Here is a 17,439-nt window from a genome sequence, read left to right on the forward strand (position 1 = left end):
TAAATTTTATTATGCTTTTGTTTTTAATAGATAATATATTTTTTATTTCTATGCCCTTAGAACAATGATTAACTTAACTAAAATTAGAGAAATATTATAAAAAAATAGGATAAAACAAAAAAATATAAAACTAAAAAACTTAGAAAATAATAGAAAATAAAAAAAAAGATATTTATCTATTCTAAATCTTCTTCAGGCCTTTCTATCAATGATTCTGCTTTAATGGCTGAACCAATAGCTCCTCCAATAGCAGCCAATATTATCTGAATAACCAGATAAATCAAAAATGTATTTATATAGACGGATAGGTATGCCCCAACTCCCTGCATAGTTAGATAAACTGAAAGCAGTATTATAGTTAAAATACCACCAATAACACCCATCAAAGTACCATTAAGTGCTCCTTTCATATAATTAGTACTAGCCATGAATCCAACAATTATTCCTGCTAATAAAAACACAACGAGAATAGTATTCAAACCAGATACCATGGAAGATACAATGAAAAATGCTAAAGCAACAATTATACCAATTATGACCGGTTTCCACTGTATATCATTTTTATTCATTTTTTCACATCCCAAAAACATTAAATTATTTCAACGTATTTATATACTAAATTATAGGGCCTTAATTTAATAGTTTTCCCAAAATTATACCCAAATTTGTAACAATTTGCCCAAAATCACCTTATTGAATACGGGATAAATAAGCTGTGTTGGAAAATACATGATACATTAATAACCAATGAGAACATAGGTTAATTGCAGGTCCATTTACGCGGTTAAAAATTTAACCTTGTTCTACCAGGTGGACCTGCAACTAATACTAATTTTGATAAATATTTTAATAAATTAAATATTTTATAAATTTTTATAAATAATACCAATTCAATAAAGACTTAATATATTAATTACTAATAATTTCAATAAAGTTTATATTATTTCTTTTAAAAATTTATTTTGAAAAAAGTTAATATAATATTATTATTTACCGTCATTAAATCTTTAAGAAAAAATAAATTAATGCCTATAAAAAATAAAAGAGCTGTTAAAAGTGGTAAAATATAAAATATGCACACCAGTATTTGAAAAAACAGCAGATGAAGCATTTAAATCTGCTAAAATCTGTATTGAATCTGGAGCAGACTTATTAGAAATCAGAATTGACGCACTTAAAAATCCTACACCGAAAATGGCCATTAAACTAATTAAAGAAATAGACTTTCCAATTATTGCCACTAATAGAATATCAACTGAAGGTGGCTTTTTTTCGGGTTCAGAGCGAGAAAGGACTGAAATACTCATTGAATCCTCAAAAGAGGCAGAATATGTGGATATAGAGTTAAATTGCCGAGAAGATTTTAGGTCTAAGGTCATTGAATCTGCAAACTGCAGTATAATATCTTTTCACGATTTTGAAAAAACCCCTCCCCTGAGTGAACTTTTAATGGTGGTTGAAAAAGAAAGAGAAATAGGAGATATAGCTAAATTTGCGGTTACTCCTCAAAATATAGGTGATACCATTACCGTTCTCAATGTTTTATCTGAATATCCTGATACTGTGGCCATTTCCATGGGCGAAATGGGAAAATACAGTCGTGTTGTGGGGCCACTGCTGGGTGCTCCTTTTACATTTGCGTCTGTAGGAGCTAAAACAGCACCAGGACAGCTTGATTTAAAATCTACCCGTTTTATGTTGGATAAACTAACTGAAAAATAGTAAACAATTGAAATCCTACTCATTAATATATTAACCTACCATACAAAATATATTGAAGTTTAAGAGCAAAAATAATAGAATATATAATTTAAACTAAGCAATAATCATATTAATAATACTCACACAAGTTGGTGGTGAAATATTGAATAAAAAATCAGGGATTATTATTGGAATAATAGTATTAATGCTAGTAGCTGGATCAGCCATATTATTAAACCAACATTCCAATGCAGTTAACATTGATATAGAAACCAATGGATCTGATATTACTGTTGCAACATCGACCATACCATTTAACAAAGCACCATCTTCAATGGAAAATGAGATAGGACAATATCTCGCTGATGAAATAAAAAGCCCCGACAGTACTATGAATACCATTACTTCAGGTGTAACCAGTATTAGTCAGAAATACAATTATACTCAAGTTACAGTTAATCTTAAGTCCCAGTTTGGAGAAAACCAGCTTCCTATGCCCGCCGTAGTTAATGGAGATTCCATGTACCCCACATTAAATGATGGCCAAAGCCTGATGGTTCTTAAAACAAAGAACTTCAAAGTGGGAGATATTGTTATTTCTAAACATGATAAATATGGCCTTATTGTAAAAAGAGTGGGTAAAATCGAGGCAAGCCGGGTTTATTTAATGAGTGACAATAAAAACGTGGAAACCATTTATGAAACTAATTATATTATAACCAAAACTCCTTTGAATACCTGGGTACCTAGGAGCTATGTTGTTGGCGTAGTAAAGGAATATTAAATCATTAATTTTATTTATTTTTGATCTATTCATATAATTTAGAATATAATATTAAATTAAATGCTTATTCTATATCAGATTTAATCTTCAAATATACATTAATTACCCAATTAAATACATTTAATGGGCTTTAAAATAGGCTATAAATTAATGCTCCTACCAGGGCGCTGATAAAATTGGTCATTAAAGATATTAATGCTGCTTTCTCATAACTAAGTTCCAAAATGCTCTTTAAAAGAAAAATCTCCATTAAAAAAACAGCTATTTCTATCAATAAAAAATTGTGAAAAAAATAGATATAAGTTAATGTAGATAGAGGAAGAGTAATGGAATTAATTATTAAAGAGTAAAAAAAGAGTTTTTGCGGGTTTTTCCGAATAAAAATCCATATTATAATAAATTCAATAAATATGGTAAGAATCCAGGGGATTAATAGACTTTGAATAAGCATAGTACTAAACTTTATTTTTAAAATAATAAAAAATATTTATTGTTTGTTAGATTTTCTTTTGGCTATAATGTAAATCAAAATTATGGCTGCAATAATAGGTACTAACAGATAATAAATATAATTTGTTAACGGGTTTTGAGAATTAGGAGGTTCTGGTGTCTGATTTTGATTTTGAAATGCTTTTTCCGTTTTTTGGCCATCAGAGTATCCATAAACTATTTTGGTTTTCTGAATTTCCAAGTTATTGCCCTGAATAGAATTAATACGCAGCAAAACCATAGCACTCTCCAGTGGATTATCAATAGTAACTGACCCATATTGGCCTTCAAGTTCTAGATTAGAGCGAGCTAATCGAGAATCATTCATTAAAAAGGTTTCTATTTCAGTATCATTCATTTTACTAATATTAATTTTATTAAAATCAGTTTTTTTGATAGCATAAATAGAACAGGTACTCAATTTGTAAAAACTAAATTCAGAAGAGCTTAATATCTCCATAGTAGGACTAGGCATTCCATGTAAAATAAAAACATAATCAGGATAATCCTTGATATTGGTCAATTGATAGTCAAAGTTTATGGCCTTTTCACCAGGTTGAATAACATCTGCAAAGGCCGTGGGGATAAAAAGTAAAGCAGCAATCAAAAAAACTATTAAATATTTTTTTGTCATATTTAATTTTATATTCATATTTTTTATTATAATTTACTATTTTTTCAATAAAACTAAATTAAACTAAGTAAAAATTTACTATAACAAAAAATCAATATCAAATCCATTAATTAATAAAGAAAAAAACTATAAAAAAAATAAAAAAACAGATTAGCTCATTTCGGCCAATCTTTTAACTCTTTTAACCATATTAGGATGGGTGGAAAGTAATTCCATTAATTTACTGGAAGTTTTAAGGTTTATTTTATCATATTTTAACCTATCCAATTCGTCCTGAGATAAATGGCCATCCATATCCAAATCAAGCTGACTTAGTTCTTGAATTTCGTTTCCAGCATCCGATACATCATTGACAAAGAAGGCCTTGAATCCTTGAACTTCTTTAATTTGTTCTTTACTGGCAGAGGCAGATTCATAAGTCAATTTATATAATGCACTGGCTAATTGATGAGGGTCATTTCCAATGGCCACACTTTCCTGATCAGCATAGTATTCTCTAACACGGGAGACAAATAACACCAGTAGTTGTCCTATGATGTAAGCTGCCAGACCAACTAAACCGATAACCCAAGAATAACTGTCATTATCTCCACTAAATAAAGTGCTCAATGCTATCCAATAAGCAATTACGGGTATTGCACTGATTAAAGTCATGACAATCATGTCACGGTGTTTAATATGTGCTATTTCATGGCCTAAAACTGCTTTTAGTTCTCCTTCATTTAATTTATTGATAAGGCCTTGTGTAACACAGACACGGCCGTCTTTTTGTCTTCTACCGAAGGCAAATGCGTTAGGAATCATGAATTCGGAAATTCCAACTTTTGGTTTAGGTATTCCAGCATTCATAGCCAGTTCATCAATCATCCTATGTAAATTAGGTGCTTCTTCAGGTGATACATAACGCACCTTCATAGACCAATCCACCAGTTTTGGCCCGGCAAGATACTGACCTAGAATCAGTAATAAAAAGAATCCAGCGTAAAATGCAGGATATGTAATTCCTAAGAAAACCCCAACTATGGTTACTAAAACAGAAATAATGATTCCAAAAATCATCATAGCCAAAATCATTCTTAATTGTAGCTTCCATGTACTAACTTTTTTCATTTTAGTTTTTTCCTCCATGAAAATGATAACTAATTTGTAAACTTAATTCATATAATATACATTAGAACATATATATAACCTTTTGTTATTAAAAGATAAGAATATATAAAAAAATAATATTTATTAGTTTAAGAGGTTAATTCCACAATAGGATACATTAAATTAAATCTATTCTTCTTTTCTCAATTTATAGACAATATAAATGAAAACAATCACCAGCGCAGCAGCCACCACATAGTCCAGCATATGGAAAATATCCCTAATAGTATCCCAATTAGGGCCTAATCTGTATCCAATATATGCTAGGGCAAAGCACCATGGTAGACAACCAACAAAAGTATAGATAGTAAATTTTTTAAAGTCCATTCCAGCAATACCTGCAGGTAAAGATATGAAAGTCCTCACGATAGGTAGTAATCTTCCAATTAAGACTGCCTCATGACCATATTTCTCAAACCACTTATCGGCCAATTCCAATTTATGATGGCTAATGAGAATATATTTTCCATATTTTTCCAGTAAAGGCCTTCCTTCTTTTAGGCCAATGAAATAAGCAATCCAGGAACCTACCAGGTTTCCAAATGCGCCAGCTAAAGTAATTCCAATAAGGTCATCTCGCCATTCCAGGCCACATATCCTGCAAATGGCATTATTATTTCACTAGGAAGAGGAATACATGCACTTTCAGTGTCATTCCAATAAAAACACCCCAGTAACCAAGGGCTTGTATGAGATGTATAGCCAAATCACTCAAATATTCCACAATACTAATCATATTATTAATAAGAGCAATCTCAACTATAAAAAGTTTTTTTATAAATTCAAGAATTACCACCTGAGAAAAAAAATGAATATAAATAATTTCTAAAAAGAATTAAATTGTTCTAGATAAAACAATTCAAACCAGTTTTACTCAAATTTAAGAAACCCGGAAGGATTAACACCCAGAGAAATTAAAAGCTGTTTATCTGATTCTTCCAGATTTTTTTGCTCCGTGGGAGGAATAGGATTTCCTTTCTTGGCCAGAATAACTCCATTTTTCTTTTGGGCACCCATGAATTTTCCAGCATTTCCATTTATTACCAGAGTTCCTTTTTTCATTTCAATGGCTGAAAAATCGTCACTTTTTCCATTAATAACCACAGTTCCACCATTTAAAAGAGCCCCTGTGTTTTTTCCAGCATTTCCATTAACTTTGACCACTCCTTTTCTCATGAGAATTCCGGTGGAAAGATCAACATTACCATAGTGAATAATCTCAGCATCAATATTTAAGCGGGCCCCAACAGTATCTCGAATTATTCCATCATCAATACTAAGCCGTTTTCTGGATAATTCCCCACCAATTAGTTTTTCACCATTCAATCCATTGGTTACCATGTCAGTTATTGACTTAAATTTTCTATAATCTTTTAAGTCAGATTTTAGTTCAATTAAATTACCAATCGGCTCTTTTATTTTTCCTTTGACATAAATACTGCCTCGGGCCATGCTAATTCCCATTCTAGAATCAACATTCCCATCTATAATAACATTTCCCACTTCAATATCCTTACCATCCCCTCCAAAGTACTGGAGGTTCACCCCCATGCTGGAACAAAATCTATGGCCCACATCCCCCATGATTTTAATATTATGGCCTTTTTTAAGGTGTTCTACAACTTCACGAAAGGTATGGTCATTTCCAGGAACATTTTCATCAGGATTCATCTTTTCTCCCTGATGCTGCCAGTAGAAATTATAGGTGAAATCACAAAGGCAGTCCACTGGTTCTTTTAATTCTATTTCCAGTACATTTTCATAGATATTTTCATCTGAATCCTTTTTTCGGCCAAAAATATTGAGCATTATTATCCCCCATCTTTAATTGGTATGGATTTAAATTGAGGAAATAAATTTTAAATTATTTATTGTTATATATTATTATTATTATTATTAATAATTCAAAATAGAAAATATTTTGCTTTATCATAGTTACATAAATTAATAATCTAAATTACTTAAAATAAATTATAAAAGATATAACAGGATACCAAGAGATAGAGCGAACACCATGAATGCCACTGAAAAAAAGGAAATTTTGAGTTTCTTAAAAAAAATTGGTGTAGATACCCGTTTTGTAAGTGTAATGCCACCCGAAATTCTTATAAATAATTTGAGATTTTCAAAATTTTCACGAACCAGAGAAGAATTATTTATAAAAAATTATCCTGAATTAAGAGTTATAAGATCCAATATTTTCCAGAAAATATGTTCCAGATCTTCTAAAGTTCTGGGAGACTCTTTAAAACCTAGAGAAAAAGTCATGATTAACAAATCAAATAATCCCTGCGATATGGCCCTTTCTGCAATTTTAGAACCATATAGTAGAAAATATGGAATTGAAATAATTGAAAGGGAATTTGATTTAAAAAAACTGGAGAACATAACAGAAGATTTTAATGTAGTGGCCCTACCCCTCACCCTGGATCAAGAAGTGGAAAATGTACTTGACCAGATATTTAATGGAAAAAAAGTAGAATTAGAAAGTTCACTCCATAATCTACACCGGGTCAAAATAATTTATCCTTTACTAAACATCCCTCAAGAATGGATTTGTTACTGGTTAGACCAACAAAATTGTTCAGAAAATGAATTAAATGAATTGGCCCACGATTTTTTGACGTATTTGGAAGGTGTGGTCCCCCAGGTAAGGGAAAATATCTTGAAGTCAGCCCGTTTTGTTGCTGAGGAATAATTATTTTTTATGAAATTGAATATTGAATGATAAATTAAATTAAAAATAATAGATAAAAAAATGTGAAATGAAAAAAAGGAATAAATTTATTTTTGTTTAAAATACTATTTTGAATTGATTCTGTCAGATTCTATGGAAAAATTCTGGTTCATATCGTTACAATATATTTCCACAGGAATATTAAATGCTTTTTTTCTCATTTGAGCTATTTCATAGCATTCTGGTGGCACGACCAGCCAGAATCTATTACCACTATAACTAAACCTCTTCATTTTCAATTCATTTTGAAAAATCATTTTTTTAGATGTCTGGACTTCAACAATAATATTTTCAAAGTTTTTTATAGCATGTATGTCCGGGACAAACCCATTTAAATTTTTAGGACATCCATTAGGATGATTGATATGTTTGGCAGTTACTCTATATCCTTCACGTTGCAGGTAAACTGAAACTGATTTTATTATATTATTCTGTAGTTTGAAAGATTTAGAGTTTAAATAATTGATTTTTTTCATATTTATCCCTTTAAAGCTTTTAAATTACAATAAAACTCTAATTTAATGAAACAATACCACATAATATGGGTTATTGGAGCTTAAATAATAAAAATTTTTTCTGAATTTCGATTGAACATTGTTCATACATAAGGAATTAATAATATAAATAATTATATGTTTTACAGGAATATCTGCACATAGTATTTATAGAAGTTCGAATATATTAAAATATGGTGATTATGTGGGCCTGATTACTGAAGAAACATTAAAAATGAGATACATTACACTAGTAAAAAAGGGAATTTTAGAAGAAGACGAATGTGCATCATATTCTAAGAAAATGGATATAAACCCATGCATAAAGAAAAAAGTAGATAAATTTGAGGATTTTTTCGTTCCGGGTACCGTTTTACTTAGTGAAAAAGCTTCTTATCGTCTTAGAGTAGAATATCCTGTAGAATGAACCCCCTAATATGTTATTTTGTTAATTAACATTTTATTATTTATTTTACATTATTATTTTTTAATTATCAAATAATGACCATTTTACCTGATTTTGTTATGGAATATTTTTCAAACATCTGCGACTGCTTTATTAATCCCATTTCCATGAGGCCACTTAAGTGCTTGTAAACCATGGCTCGGGAAATACCTACTTTTTTACCAATGGAAATAGCCGTTAGACTCTCCTCATCCAGGACTTCTAAAATTTTTAATCGAGTATTGGACAAATCAAGTTTTAAAACAGGCAATCGAAAAGATTTATCCTGAAAACAAATAAATATAGCGTCAACAGCTTCTTTATTCGCAATGAAACTTAATAAAGAACCCGTAAAATTGGAATCATATGCCACAAAAACTTCCCCATGCTTTTTTGCACCCCTAATCACATCAGTTATTTTTTGGCAAGCTTCGATAGGATCTTGAGTTTCAATTCTCAAAGTCCCACCCTTAATAAACTTGTCTAAACACTGATCTTTATGCTCTTGCGACTGTATACATATTAAACCGTCGATTTGGGTTTTCATAGAAACATCAAATAAACAGCGACCCCTTAAATTAGTTATTAATGTTTTCATAGTATCAATTGCACCCTATTTTTCATTGGAGTTACTGAGGTTAAATAATCTATAATAAATCAGTATTAATCACCTATTCTACTAATAATTATTGTCTCATTATAATATAGATTTGTCTATTATGAAAATCTAAAATAAGGTACCTTTAAATCCAATCGCACTGAAAATATTTTTAATAAATTTAATCTTTAAATGAGGATTATAAAATGACGACAAAAAACATCACTATCTCAGGAACGGATCTTTCAACTCGAAAGATTAATCAGAAGATTAAAAAAGGATTGAGTGAAAATGAAAAGATTTTTTATATTGAAAATTCTCAAAAACTAGATTCGATTGTAGTGGGTTTACGAGAAGAATCTAATTTTAAATTAAAAGGTGAATTCGGAGATTTTGTTGGGGCATTGAATGATGGTGCTAGAATAGAAATTTCAGGCAAAACTGGACGCTATGTAGGCAATAACATGACCCGTGGCGAAATTATTATCAATGGTACTGCCGAAGATGGTGTTGGATTTGGTACATACAATGGAACCATAGTTGTGAAGGGTAATGCTGGAGATTCTATTGGCCAGTTAAATAAAGGAGGCACTATTGTAATAGACGGAAACATAGGAAAATTAGCCGGGCTTTATATGCTTAGTGGTGAAATCATAGTAACTGGTGATGCTGGGGAAGATACTGGGGACTGGATGATCGGAGGAACCATTTATGTAGGTGGCGATTTCCAGACAGGAACTAATGCTGAGGTCAGCGTACTGGAAAATTCCGATAAAAAAAAGCTTCAAAACATATTCCAAAATTATGGTATTGAAGCACCAATAGAGACTTTCAAAAAAATAGAACACCAGGAAATAAGACCGTTCTATGGATAAGAGGGATTTAAATGGTACAAATATTATTAACTGACCCTAAAAAATGTGATGGGTGTAAAGATTGTATAGAAGCGTGCGAAAAGGTAAATGGTGCCAGCGCATTATTTTTAAATAAAAGGAGTGAAGGTTATTCAGCTATTGTTTGTCAACAGTGCGTGGATCCTGCCTGTGCAAGAGGATGTTTTAAAGATTCAATTAGTCGGGAAAATGGTATAGTTAAACTAAATCAGGAATCATGTGCTGGTTGTAAGATATGCATGTTAATGTGTCCTATTGGAGGAATAACTTACACAGAAAGTGGTATGCTTAAATGCGATCAACAGTGCGTTAATGATTCTAATGATACTCCCGCCTGCGTTAGTGCGTGTGAAAGCGGGTGTTTGGAAGCAGTTGATGTTAAGGAATTTGCAACGGGCATACAAAAAGGTTTTGAATTAAGTCCCACTACCTCAAATAATTCTTTTAATTCAAATTCAACATCATCCGATCTTTCAGCAGCGACCCAGGGTCTTTGTGTTTTCTGTGGTACTTGTGAAATAGTATGTCCCACTGATGCCATAAAAGTAATTGATGGACAGCCGGAAATAAATAAAAACCTATGTATTATGTGTAATTCCTGTCTGGCCTCCTGTCCAGTTTTAATTCCCACCGGTGCCGGTAGCATATGGGATCCAAGAACCATAGCAGACATCCGATACACTTCCAAGGCAGGGAAGTATGTTTTGAGAGGATTTGGTACCGAAAGGAAACTCCCTAACTTTGATGATATCATCATATTACCTGCCCAGGCATCAATAGCTCCAGTTGACAAGTATCGGGAAGCGTGCAACACCCAGGTCGTACTAGGTACCAGGTATGCAGAAGAGCCATTAACTTTACAAACTCCTGTTTTAATTGCAGGTATGTCATTTGGTGCTCTGAGTAAAGAAAGTAAACTGGCCATGGCCAAGGGTAGCTCCATGGTTGGATCCTGTGCCAATACCGGTGAAGGTGGAATGCTACCAGAAGAAAGAGAAATGGCTGAAAATTTAGTGGTACAATATTCTTCAGGACGTTTTGGTGTTTCTTCAGACTATTTGAATGTTTCAGATGCCATTGAAGTTAAAATTGGACAGGGTGCTAAGCCTGGAATGGGTGGGCATCTTTTAGCAGAAAAGGTCAGTCAAGAAGTGGCTGAAATAAGAGGAATACCCTTGGGAACTGATGCTCTGAGCCCTGCCCGGTTTTTAGATGCTACTCGCGAAGGAGACCTTGCTAAACACATTGAACTATTAAGAGAAGTTACAGACTGGAGAGTTCCTATAATTGTTAAATTAGGTCCCGGTAGAGTTGATGAAGATGTTAAGATTGCGGCCGAGGCCGGTGCAGACATAATATCCGTGGACGGAATGGAAGGAGGAACTGGTGCTGCTCCCGAAGTAGTTATAGAACATACTGGTGTTCCTACCATGGCTTCACTGGTACAGGCGGTGAATGGCCTAAAAGAAATCGGTTTAAAAGACGAAGTAGATCTCATTATTACTGGTGGTATTCGTAGCGGTGCAGATGTGGCCAAGGCAATGGCTATGGGTGCTGATGCAGCTTATATTGGAACCGGAGCCATGATTGCCATGGGATGTCGTGCGTGTCGTATGTGTTACACTGGTAAATGTCCCGTAGGAGTGGCTACCCAGGACCCAATCCTGAGAGAAAGAATGGATTTAGATTTATCTGCTATGAGAGTTGCTAATTATATTAAATCCATGACTGAAGAAACCAAGATGTTAGCCCAGCTAACTGGTCACGATGATATAAGAAAATTCTCTACAGATGATTTAAGAGCATTAGATATTAATGCTGCTGCCATAACTGGTTTAAGACTTATTGGAAATTAATATAAATTAATTATTTATTTTTTCAATAAATCTAATTATTCTATTTTTTAAATTTTTTTAGAAATAAATATAGATTGAAAATATATTTATAATTCACTTGGAATTATAATATTTTTTTAGAATTTTTTTTAAAAAATTAAAATCTATTTAAATAAAAAAAAAGATTAAAAATTGAAAAGAGAAGTTTGCTTTCCTTTATCCTCTTCTTTGGCATTTTTATCTTCTTCTTCTTCATTATTATTTACCTTTTTAGCCTTGGATTTAGAAGATTTTTTATCTTTTTCTGAATCATTTTTGGCTTGTTTTTTAGCCTTGCTTTCATCTTTAGAAACTACCTTCTTTTCAGACTTTATTTTATCAATATCAACTTTTTTAGAGGAATATTCCGCTTTAGCTGGTGGTGAAATACTTGAAAAGAGAGAAGATTCTCCTCCTTCAGATATATCTGGGACCTGATCTTCAGCCTTTTTCTTAGCTAACTTCTCAGCATTTACTTTTTTAGCAATTTTTTTAGGAATCTTTTTACTACGGAAAAGCTTTATCTCATCGTCTTCCAGTCCCAAATAAGTGGAAATCTCATAGGCCACTTCATCATTGGTAAACATTATCTCCATAAAAGGAAATTGAGCAATGGCCACTTGATTAGAAACATGAAGTTTTTCTGCCATTTTTGAGGCCACTTTATCACGCATATCCCTCTTAGAACGGGTTCTGCCAAGCAGAGCGAATGATGAGGATCCCGTGTATCTGGCAAACTTACGATAAGTTTCATCCTTGGATAAAGCCACCCCTAAACCCATTAAATCTGAAGCATATCTCCAGTAAGTATAATTACGGCTGGATATAGCTCTTCCAAAATATAAATCTGCCTGGGAAATCATTTCATAAGCTTTTTGGATTTCATGGGGTTTTTCATATTCCCTTGGAATATTTTCAGCAATAATTTCCATTACTAATGTTGGATCTTCATTCAGGCGCATGGCCTGTTTTACCTTCTTCAATGTTTTACTTTTTAGAACAATTCTAACTGAATCAAAAATATTGGAAGTAGCGTCCTTGATACCTACCACAGCTATATCTTCCATGGTAATTTGGTCCTTTCCCTGGGCCATAACTTCCAGATCATTTATAGCCGATCTCATATCACCACTGGAACGTTTGGCCAGTTCTTTTATGACATCATCATCAAATTTAACCCCTTCCTTATGACAAATCTTTTTTAAGAAAGCAGCTATAGAATTGGTATGCACTTTCTGCATCTTAATAACCTGGCACTTGGTTTTAATGGTTTTAAGACGCTTACTATAGAAATCATTAGCCGCTAAAATAAGTGGATGTTTTCCATCCTTGATAATCTTTCCAATGGCCCTTGTTCCACCCCTATCATCATTTCCATGGATTCCATCAACTTCATCCAGAACTATGAGTTTTAATCCCTGGTTATAAAGAGACCTGGTGGCAGAAGCTTCACCCACAGTATTCATTATAATATCATAGGAACGCTTGTCACTGGCATTGAGTTCCACTGAATCTGAAAATTCATTGGCTATTACATGGGCCATGGTGGTTTTTCCTGTGCCTGGCGGACCAACTAGAAGCAAGCATTGCTGTGGTTCGCCTTTATGCCAGCCATCAACCCATTCCTTAATCTCTTTTTTGGCCTTGGCATTGCCAATAACTTGATCAAAACTTTGAGGTCGATATTTTTCCGTCCATATCATTTAATCTGTCCTCTTGAGAGCATATATTTAATATAATTCTTTAAAATTATATTAAAATTTTAATTCCAAGTTTTTAAAATTTCAAATTTTTATTAATTTAAATAATTGAGTCTTAAACCTTTGATTTGGCTAAAAATTTAGTCAAAAGAGCTTCCAATTGTATACGTGGATTAGCTCCCTCTCTGATTCTAAAATCAGTTTCTCCAATGGCTTCAATTAAGTATATATAAACTTCCTTGTCAATGGTATCGTCCATAGCCATTCTAGAAACGTCCTGATAAATCTGATTTACCATATCTTCGCCACTAGTTCCCTGTAAAACCATGATTTCCCTTAATGTATCCCGGGCACCCATGAAATCTCCATTTAAAGCTACGGTGACCATTTTACGAACGTCTTTTGGTCGGGCCTTAGATACCACATCATAGATACTTTCTTCAGTTATTTTTTCATCTATAGAAGCTGAAGATTGTAAAATATTTATAGCCTTACGCACATCCCCTTCTGCAAAATAGACTATGGTTTCAATGGCTTGGAGATCATATTCTAAATTTTCCTGGGTGGCAATGTATTCCAGACGTTTAATTATATGATGGCCTTTCACCGGTGCAAAGCGGAAAATAGCGCAACGGGACTGTATCGGATCAATTATCTTAGAAGAATAATTACATGACAATATAAATGAAGCGGTCTTGGTGTACATCTCCATTTCTCGCCTAAGAGCGTGTTGGGCGTCTTTAGTCATATTGTCCACTTCATCCAGGAAAATTATCCTGAAAGGGGCTCCCACTGGTTTTAATCGACAGAAATGTTTAATATGGGTCCTTACTGTGTCAATTCCCCTGGCATCAGATGCATTGAGTTCTAAAAAATTCTGTCTCCAGTATTCTCCTAAAACTGATTTTGCTAGTGCCAATGAAGTGGTTGTCTTTCCCACACCTGCAGGTCCAGTAAACATGAGATTAGGCATGCTTTTTTCTTCTACATATCTTTTAAGCCTGTCAACAATATGTTCTTGACCTACAATTTCATCCAGATTGCCTGGCCTATATTTTTCTACCCATGGTCCACTCATGAAATCACCGTTAATAATTTTAATATATGTCAATTAATTTAATATACATCAATTCAACAATTTATTAGTTAATAACTCATTAAAAAGAGTATTAATCTATTAAATAAGATTTAGAGTTATAATATATTTTATAGTACTAATCAATTTTATTATATTTATTTATAAAAAACTTATTTTTAAATAATTTTATTCTTATTTTAATTTGTTTAGGGACTTATTAATTATATGCTTTAGTTGAAAATTATTTTCAATAACTATGATCTATATCATATTTACTTTGTATTTTACTAAAAATTAATTTTCATAGTTCCATAAAGACATGAATCAACACATTTGTTTAAAAGCAATGTATTGGCCTTAAAAATAAACAGAAAAACTTTATTATTGAAAATTAAATAATAATTAATTAAATAAGCTATAAGAGAAAATACCATGATTTCCATAGAAGATCTGGAAAAAATGAGGGACGAAAAAGATGTTAGTGGCCTCATAAAAGCACTGGATGAAGATAATCGAATCAGAGAAAAGGCAGCATATATTCTAGGAGATGTTAAATCCGAAGAATCTGTTGATTCCTTAATCAACTGTTTAAATGATGATTACTGGCCTGTTCGTAAGGCAGCTACTCTTTCACTGGGCCGAATTGGAAATAAAAAGGCACTTGATCCAATTATTGGAATGTTGAAAGATAGTTACTGGCATGTTAGAGAAACAGCGGCCTTGGCTCTGGGCGCAATTGGAGATAAAAGAGCCGTTGAACCTATAATTGAAGCCTTAAAAGACGGTACTTTGAATGTTAAATGTGAAGTGGTAGATGCCTTGGGCAGTTTAGGGGATGCAAAAGCAGTCATACCATTAACTGAAATTTTAGGAGAGGAAGATTATTTATTAAGGGCCTGTACCGTAACTTCTCTGGGTAAAATTGGAGATAATGTGGCCGTGAAAGCACTGGTTAATTCATTAAATGATGAGAGTTATTTTGTCCGAGTAAATGCTACCAATGCCCTGGGAACAATAGGTGACGAAGAAGCACTTCCTTATCTTCAAGAAGCCCTCGAAAATTCAAATGGAGAATCTCATGGATTTGAGATTGCACTTGAAAAGGCCATAAAAGAAATTAAAATAAAAAATAAGTCATAATTATAATTAAACTTAAAATTAACTTTTTTTATCAGTATCATCAGTTTTTTAAAAAATTAGAATTTTATATAATAATAAAAATAATAAAAAGGATTATTCAATGACACTTAAAATTCAGATTGAAGAGATTGAGATTGAAGAAATAGATAATAACATTTATGAGTTGTTATTATTAGGAGATTCTTCTAAAGAGATGTTAAATGATTATCTTGGCCGTAGCCAACTATATGTGGCGAAAAAAAGTGGCAATGTGGTAGGGATAATTGTTATAATGCCCACCAGACCAAAGACTTTGGAAATTGTAAACATTGCCGTTAGAGAAGAATTTCAGAAAAAAGGAATTGGTAAACAACTAATAAATTATGTTATATCTATGGCCATGAAAGTGGAAACCCGAATCATCGAAATTGGAACTGGAAATTGTGGAATAAATCAAATAGCTTTATACCAAAAATGTGGTTTTCGGATTGTAGGGGTAGACTCTGATTTTTTTATCAAACACCACTATAAAGAAGAAATATATGAAAATGGTATCCAATGTAAAGATATGATTCGGATGCAGATGTATTTATGACTTTAAAACTATAATAAATCTTTAAAAATGATTTTTTGAAATAATAATTATAATAAAGCAAGTAATGTTTTTTCCATAATATCTACTGGGGGTTCTTGGCCAGTCCATATTTTAAATGCCTCTGCGCCTTGATAAAGTAACATCTTTAATCCAGAAACACTTTTAGCCCCTGCCTTTTCAGCTTCCTTTAAAAGAACAGTTTCCATAGGATTATAAACCAGGTCATTAACCACCAGATCAGAATGCATCATACTTGCATTGGCCAGAGGTTTATCATTAGTATGTGGATACATACCAATGGGTGTGGTGTTAATTAATATATCTGCCTTTGAAATTTCTTTTTCTAAAATTTCTAAATTACCATAGAATATATTTGAATCAATCTTAGATTCAATTTCATTTTTTAATTTTAAAGCTTTTTCAAGAGTTCTATTAATTATAGTAATGCTTTCAATTCCTGAAAGAATTAATTGGAAAGTCACTGCCCGGGCCGCTCCACCAGCTCCCGCCAAAACCACTTTTTTATTTTTCACCTGAACAACTTCTTCCAATGCCCTTACAGCACCAATACCATCAGTATTATACCCAATAATCTTACCATTGACAAATTTAATAGTATTGACTGCTCCAATTAGTTCTGCAGGATTATCTACCACATCTAAAAATTCCAGGACATTGGTTTTATGAGGAATGGTTACATTGAGGCCTTTGATTCCCAGAGCACTAGCGCATTTAATAGCTTCACCTAGCGCAGTAGTTTTAACATTGAAGGGAACATAAGCAAAATCCAGTCCCAAATATTCAAAAGCGGCATTATGCATTGGTGGGGACATGCTGTGTTCTACAGGATCGCCAATTAAACCCACAATATTAGTTTTTCCAGTTATCATATCTTCCCATTCTCCAATTAGTCCTAGATTTAATTATAATTAACTAATTATCAGATTAATCCCCTAATTAATTATAATTAATATTAGTTTATAATTTTTATAATTATTCTACTTAATCTGTCTATTTTAGTTGATTTTCTAAAATAATTGTATAAAAATATTTATTAACCCATATTTTAAAAGTCCCATCATTAATTAGAGTACCATTAATTATATTAATCTATTTTTAGATAAAATTAGTGTTAGAACTTAAATAAAT

At 32.4% G+C, this 17,439-nt stretch carries 17 protein-coding genes and 1 pseudogene; 8 read left to right on the forward strand and 10 right to left on the reverse strand.

Annotated features, from left to right (window positions below):
• Nucleotides 1–176: 176 nt before the first annotated feature.
• Complete coding sequence (locus Q7I96_00935) at nucleotides 177–569, reverse strand: DUF5518 domain-containing protein (GenBank protein ID MDO9626174.1); 393 nt, start codon at nucleotides 567–569, stop codon at nucleotides 177–179.
• 487 nt (nucleotides 570–1,056) lie between these two features.
• Between Q7I96_00935 and aroD the strand changes: the two genes are divergently transcribed.
• Both aroD and Q7I96_00945 read left to right on the forward strand, forming a co-directional pair.
• Nucleotides 1,057–1,722, forward strand: a complete 666-nt coding sequence (gene aroD / locus Q7I96_00940; GenBank protein MDO9626175.1) for a type I 3-dehydroquinate dehydratase — start codon at nucleotides 1,057–1,059, stop codon at nucleotides 1,720–1,722.
• Between the two features lie 142 nt (nucleotides 1,723–1,864).
• A complete protein-coding gene (locus Q7I96_00945; protein ID MDO9626176.1) occupies nucleotides 1,865–2,485 on the forward strand; it encodes a S24/S26 family peptidase in 621 nt (206 codons plus the stop codon).
• A 487-nt stretch (nucleotides 2,486–2,972) separates the two neighbouring features.
• Here Q7I96_00945 and Q7I96_00950 read toward each other — a convergent pair whose 3' ends face one another.
• From Q7I96_00950 to Q7I96_00965, 4 genes and pseudogenes are all read right to left on the reverse strand, one after another.
• The gene (locus Q7I96_00950) at nucleotides 2,973–3,608 is read right to left on the reverse strand and encodes a hypothetical protein (GenBank protein ID MDO9626177.1); all 636 of its coding nucleotides are present in this window, start codon (nucleotides 3,606–3,608) and stop codon (nucleotides 2,973–2,975) included.
• A 150-nt stretch (nucleotides 3,609–3,758) separates the two neighbouring features.
• Nucleotides 3,759–4,718, reverse strand: coding sequence for a zinc metalloprotease HtpX (locus tag Q7I96_00955; protein ID MDO9626178.1), 960 nt, complete (start codon nucleotides 4,716–4,718; stop codon nucleotides 3,759–3,761).
• 168 nt (nucleotides 4,719–4,886) lie between these two features.
• Nucleotides 4,887–5,493 (reverse strand): annotated as a pseudogene (locus Q7I96_00960) (DedA family protein).
• Nucleotides 5,494–5,627: 134 nt separating this feature from the next.
• Nucleotides 5,628–6,566, reverse strand: a complete 939-nt coding sequence (locus Q7I96_00965; GenBank protein ID MDO9626179.1) for a hypothetical protein — start codon at nucleotides 6,564–6,566, stop codon at nucleotides 5,628–5,630.
• A 205-nt stretch (nucleotides 6,567–6,771) separates the two neighbouring features.
• On the opposite strand from Q7I96_00965, the gene Q7I96_00970 reads away from it, so the two are divergent.
• Complete coding sequence (locus tag Q7I96_00970; GenBank protein ID MDO9626180.1) at nucleotides 6,772–7,455, forward strand: ATPase; 684 nt, start codon at nucleotides 6,772–6,774, stop codon at nucleotides 7,453–7,455.
• Nucleotides 7,456–7,559: 104 nt separating this feature from the next.
• Here Q7I96_00970 and Q7I96_00975 read toward each other — a convergent pair whose 3' ends face one another.
• On the reverse strand, nucleotides 7,560–7,970 hold the full coding sequence (locus tag Q7I96_00975) for a hypothetical protein (protein MDO9626181.1): 411 nt from the start codon (nucleotides 7,968–7,970) through the stop codon (nucleotides 7,560–7,562).
• Nucleotides 7,971–8,193: 223 nt separating this feature from the next.
• On the opposite strand from Q7I96_00975, the gene Q7I96_00980 reads away from it, so the two are divergent.
• Complete coding sequence (locus tag Q7I96_00980) at nucleotides 8,194–8,415, forward strand: hypothetical protein (protein MDO9626182.1); 222 nt, start codon at nucleotides 8,194–8,196, stop codon at nucleotides 8,413–8,415.
• 67 nt (nucleotides 8,416–8,482) lie between these two features.
• On the opposite strand, the gene Q7I96_00985 is transcribed toward Q7I96_00980, so the two are convergent.
• Entirely contained in the window at nucleotides 8,483–9,031 is a 549-nt protein-coding gene (locus Q7I96_00985; GenBank protein ID MDO9626183.1) for an ArsR family transcriptional regulator, read from the reverse strand.
• A gap of 206 nt (nucleotides 9,032–9,237) precedes the next feature.
• On the opposite strand from Q7I96_00985, the gene Q7I96_00990 reads away from it, so the two are divergent.
• Both Q7I96_00990 and Q7I96_00995 read left to right on the forward strand, forming a co-directional pair.
• Nucleotides 9,238–9,906, forward strand: a complete 669-nt coding sequence (locus Q7I96_00990) for a tributyrin esterase (protein ID MDO9626184.1) — start codon at nucleotides 9,238–9,240, stop codon at nucleotides 9,904–9,906.
• Between the two features lie 11 nt (nucleotides 9,907–9,917).
• A complete protein-coding gene (locus tag Q7I96_00995; protein MDO9626185.1) occupies nucleotides 9,918–11,780 on the forward strand; it encodes a glutamate synthase-related protein in 1,863 nt (620 codons plus the stop codon).
• A gap of 164 nt (nucleotides 11,781–11,944) precedes the next feature.
• On the opposite strand, the gene Q7I96_01000 is transcribed toward Q7I96_00995, so the two are convergent.
• Entirely contained in the window at nucleotides 11,945–13,501 is a 1,557-nt protein-coding gene (locus Q7I96_01000; GenBank protein ID MDO9626186.1) for a replication factor C large subunit, read from the reverse strand.
• Nucleotides 13,502–13,613: 112 nt separating this feature from the next.
• Entirely contained in the window at nucleotides 13,614–14,576 is a 963-nt protein-coding gene (locus Q7I96_01005) for a replication factor C small subunit (protein ID MDO9626187.1), read from the reverse strand.
• Nucleotides 14,577–15,008: 432 nt separating this feature from the next.
• Here Q7I96_01005 and Q7I96_01010 point away from each other — a divergent pair, with 432 nt between their 5' ends.
• Complete coding sequence (locus Q7I96_01010) at nucleotides 15,009–15,716, forward strand: HEAT repeat domain-containing protein (GenBank protein MDO9626188.1); 708 nt, start codon at nucleotides 15,009–15,011, stop codon at nucleotides 15,714–15,716.
• 100 nt (nucleotides 15,717–15,816) lie between these two features.
• Nucleotides 15,817–16,290, forward strand: a complete 474-nt coding sequence (locus Q7I96_01015; GenBank protein MDO9626189.1) for a GNAT family N-acetyltransferase — start codon at nucleotides 15,817–15,819, stop codon at nucleotides 16,288–16,290.
• A gap of 47 nt (nucleotides 16,291–16,337) precedes the next feature.
• On the opposite strand, the gene Q7I96_01020 is transcribed toward Q7I96_01015, so the two are convergent.
• A complete protein-coding gene (locus Q7I96_01020) occupies nucleotides 16,338–17,180 on the reverse strand; it encodes a shikimate dehydrogenase (GenBank protein ID MDO9626190.1) in 843 nt (280 codons plus the stop codon).
• Nucleotides 17,181–17,439: the final 259 nt, after the last annotated feature.

This window comes from Methanobacteriaceae archaeon (genome assembly GCA_030656015.1).
Lineage (GTDB): Archaea > Methanobacteriota > Methanobacteria > Methanobacteriales > Methanobacteriaceae > UBA349.

Excerpts from the sequence above, each read along its gene's own strand:
- Q7I96_00935 (MDO9626174.1), bottom strand. The coding sequence starts at position 569 with ATGAATAAAAATGATATACAGTGGAAACCGGTCATAATTGGTATAATT.
- Q7I96_00950 (MDO9626177.1), bottom strand. The coding sequence starts at position 3,608 with ATGACAAAAAAATATTTAATAGTTTTTTTGATTGCTGCTTTACTTTTT.
- Q7I96_00955 (MDO9626178.1), bottom strand. The coding sequence starts at position 4,718 with ATGAAAAAAGTTAGTACATGGAAGCTACAATTAAGAATGATTTTGGCT.
- Q7I96_00965 (MDO9626179.1), bottom strand. The coding sequence starts at position 6,566 with ATGCTCAATATTTTTGGCCGAAAAAAGGATTCAGATGAAAATATCTAT.
- Q7I96_00970 (MDO9626180.1), top strand. The coding sequence starts at position 6,772 with ATGAATGCCACTGAAAAAAAGGAAATTTTGAGTTTCTTAAAAAAAATT.
- Q7I96_00975 (MDO9626181.1), bottom strand. The coding sequence starts at position 7,970 with ATGAAAAAAATCAATTATTTAAACTCTAAATCTTTCAAACTACAGAAT.
- Q7I96_00985 (MDO9626183.1), bottom strand. The coding sequence starts at position 9,031 with ATGAAAACATTAATAACTAATTTAAGGGGTCGCTGTTTATTTGATGTT.
- Q7I96_00990 (MDO9626184.1), top strand. The coding sequence starts at position 9,238 with ATGACGACAAAAAACATCACTATCTCAGGAACGGATCTTTCAACTCGA.
- Q7I96_00995 (MDO9626185.1), top strand. The coding sequence starts at position 9,918 with ATGGTACAAATATTATTAACTGACCCTAAAAAATGTGATGGGTGTAAA.
- Q7I96_01000 (MDO9626186.1), bottom strand. The coding sequence starts at position 13,501 with ATGATATGGACGGAAAAATATCGACCTCAAAGTTTTGATCAAGTTATT.
- Q7I96_01005 (MDO9626187.1), bottom strand. The coding sequence starts at position 14,576 with ATGAGTGGACCATGGGTAGAAAAATATAGGCCAGGCAATCTGGATGAA.
- Q7I96_01010 (MDO9626188.1), top strand. The coding sequence starts at position 15,009 with ATGATTTCCATAGAAGATCTGGAAAAAATGAGGGACGAAAAAGATGTT.
- Q7I96_01015 (MDO9626189.1), top strand. The coding sequence starts at position 15,817 with ATGACACTTAAAATTCAGATTGAAGAGATTGAGATTGAAGAAATAGAT.
- Q7I96_01020 (MDO9626190.1), bottom strand. The coding sequence starts at position 17,180 with ATGATAACTGGAAAAACTAATATTGTGGGTTTAATTGGCGATCCTGTA.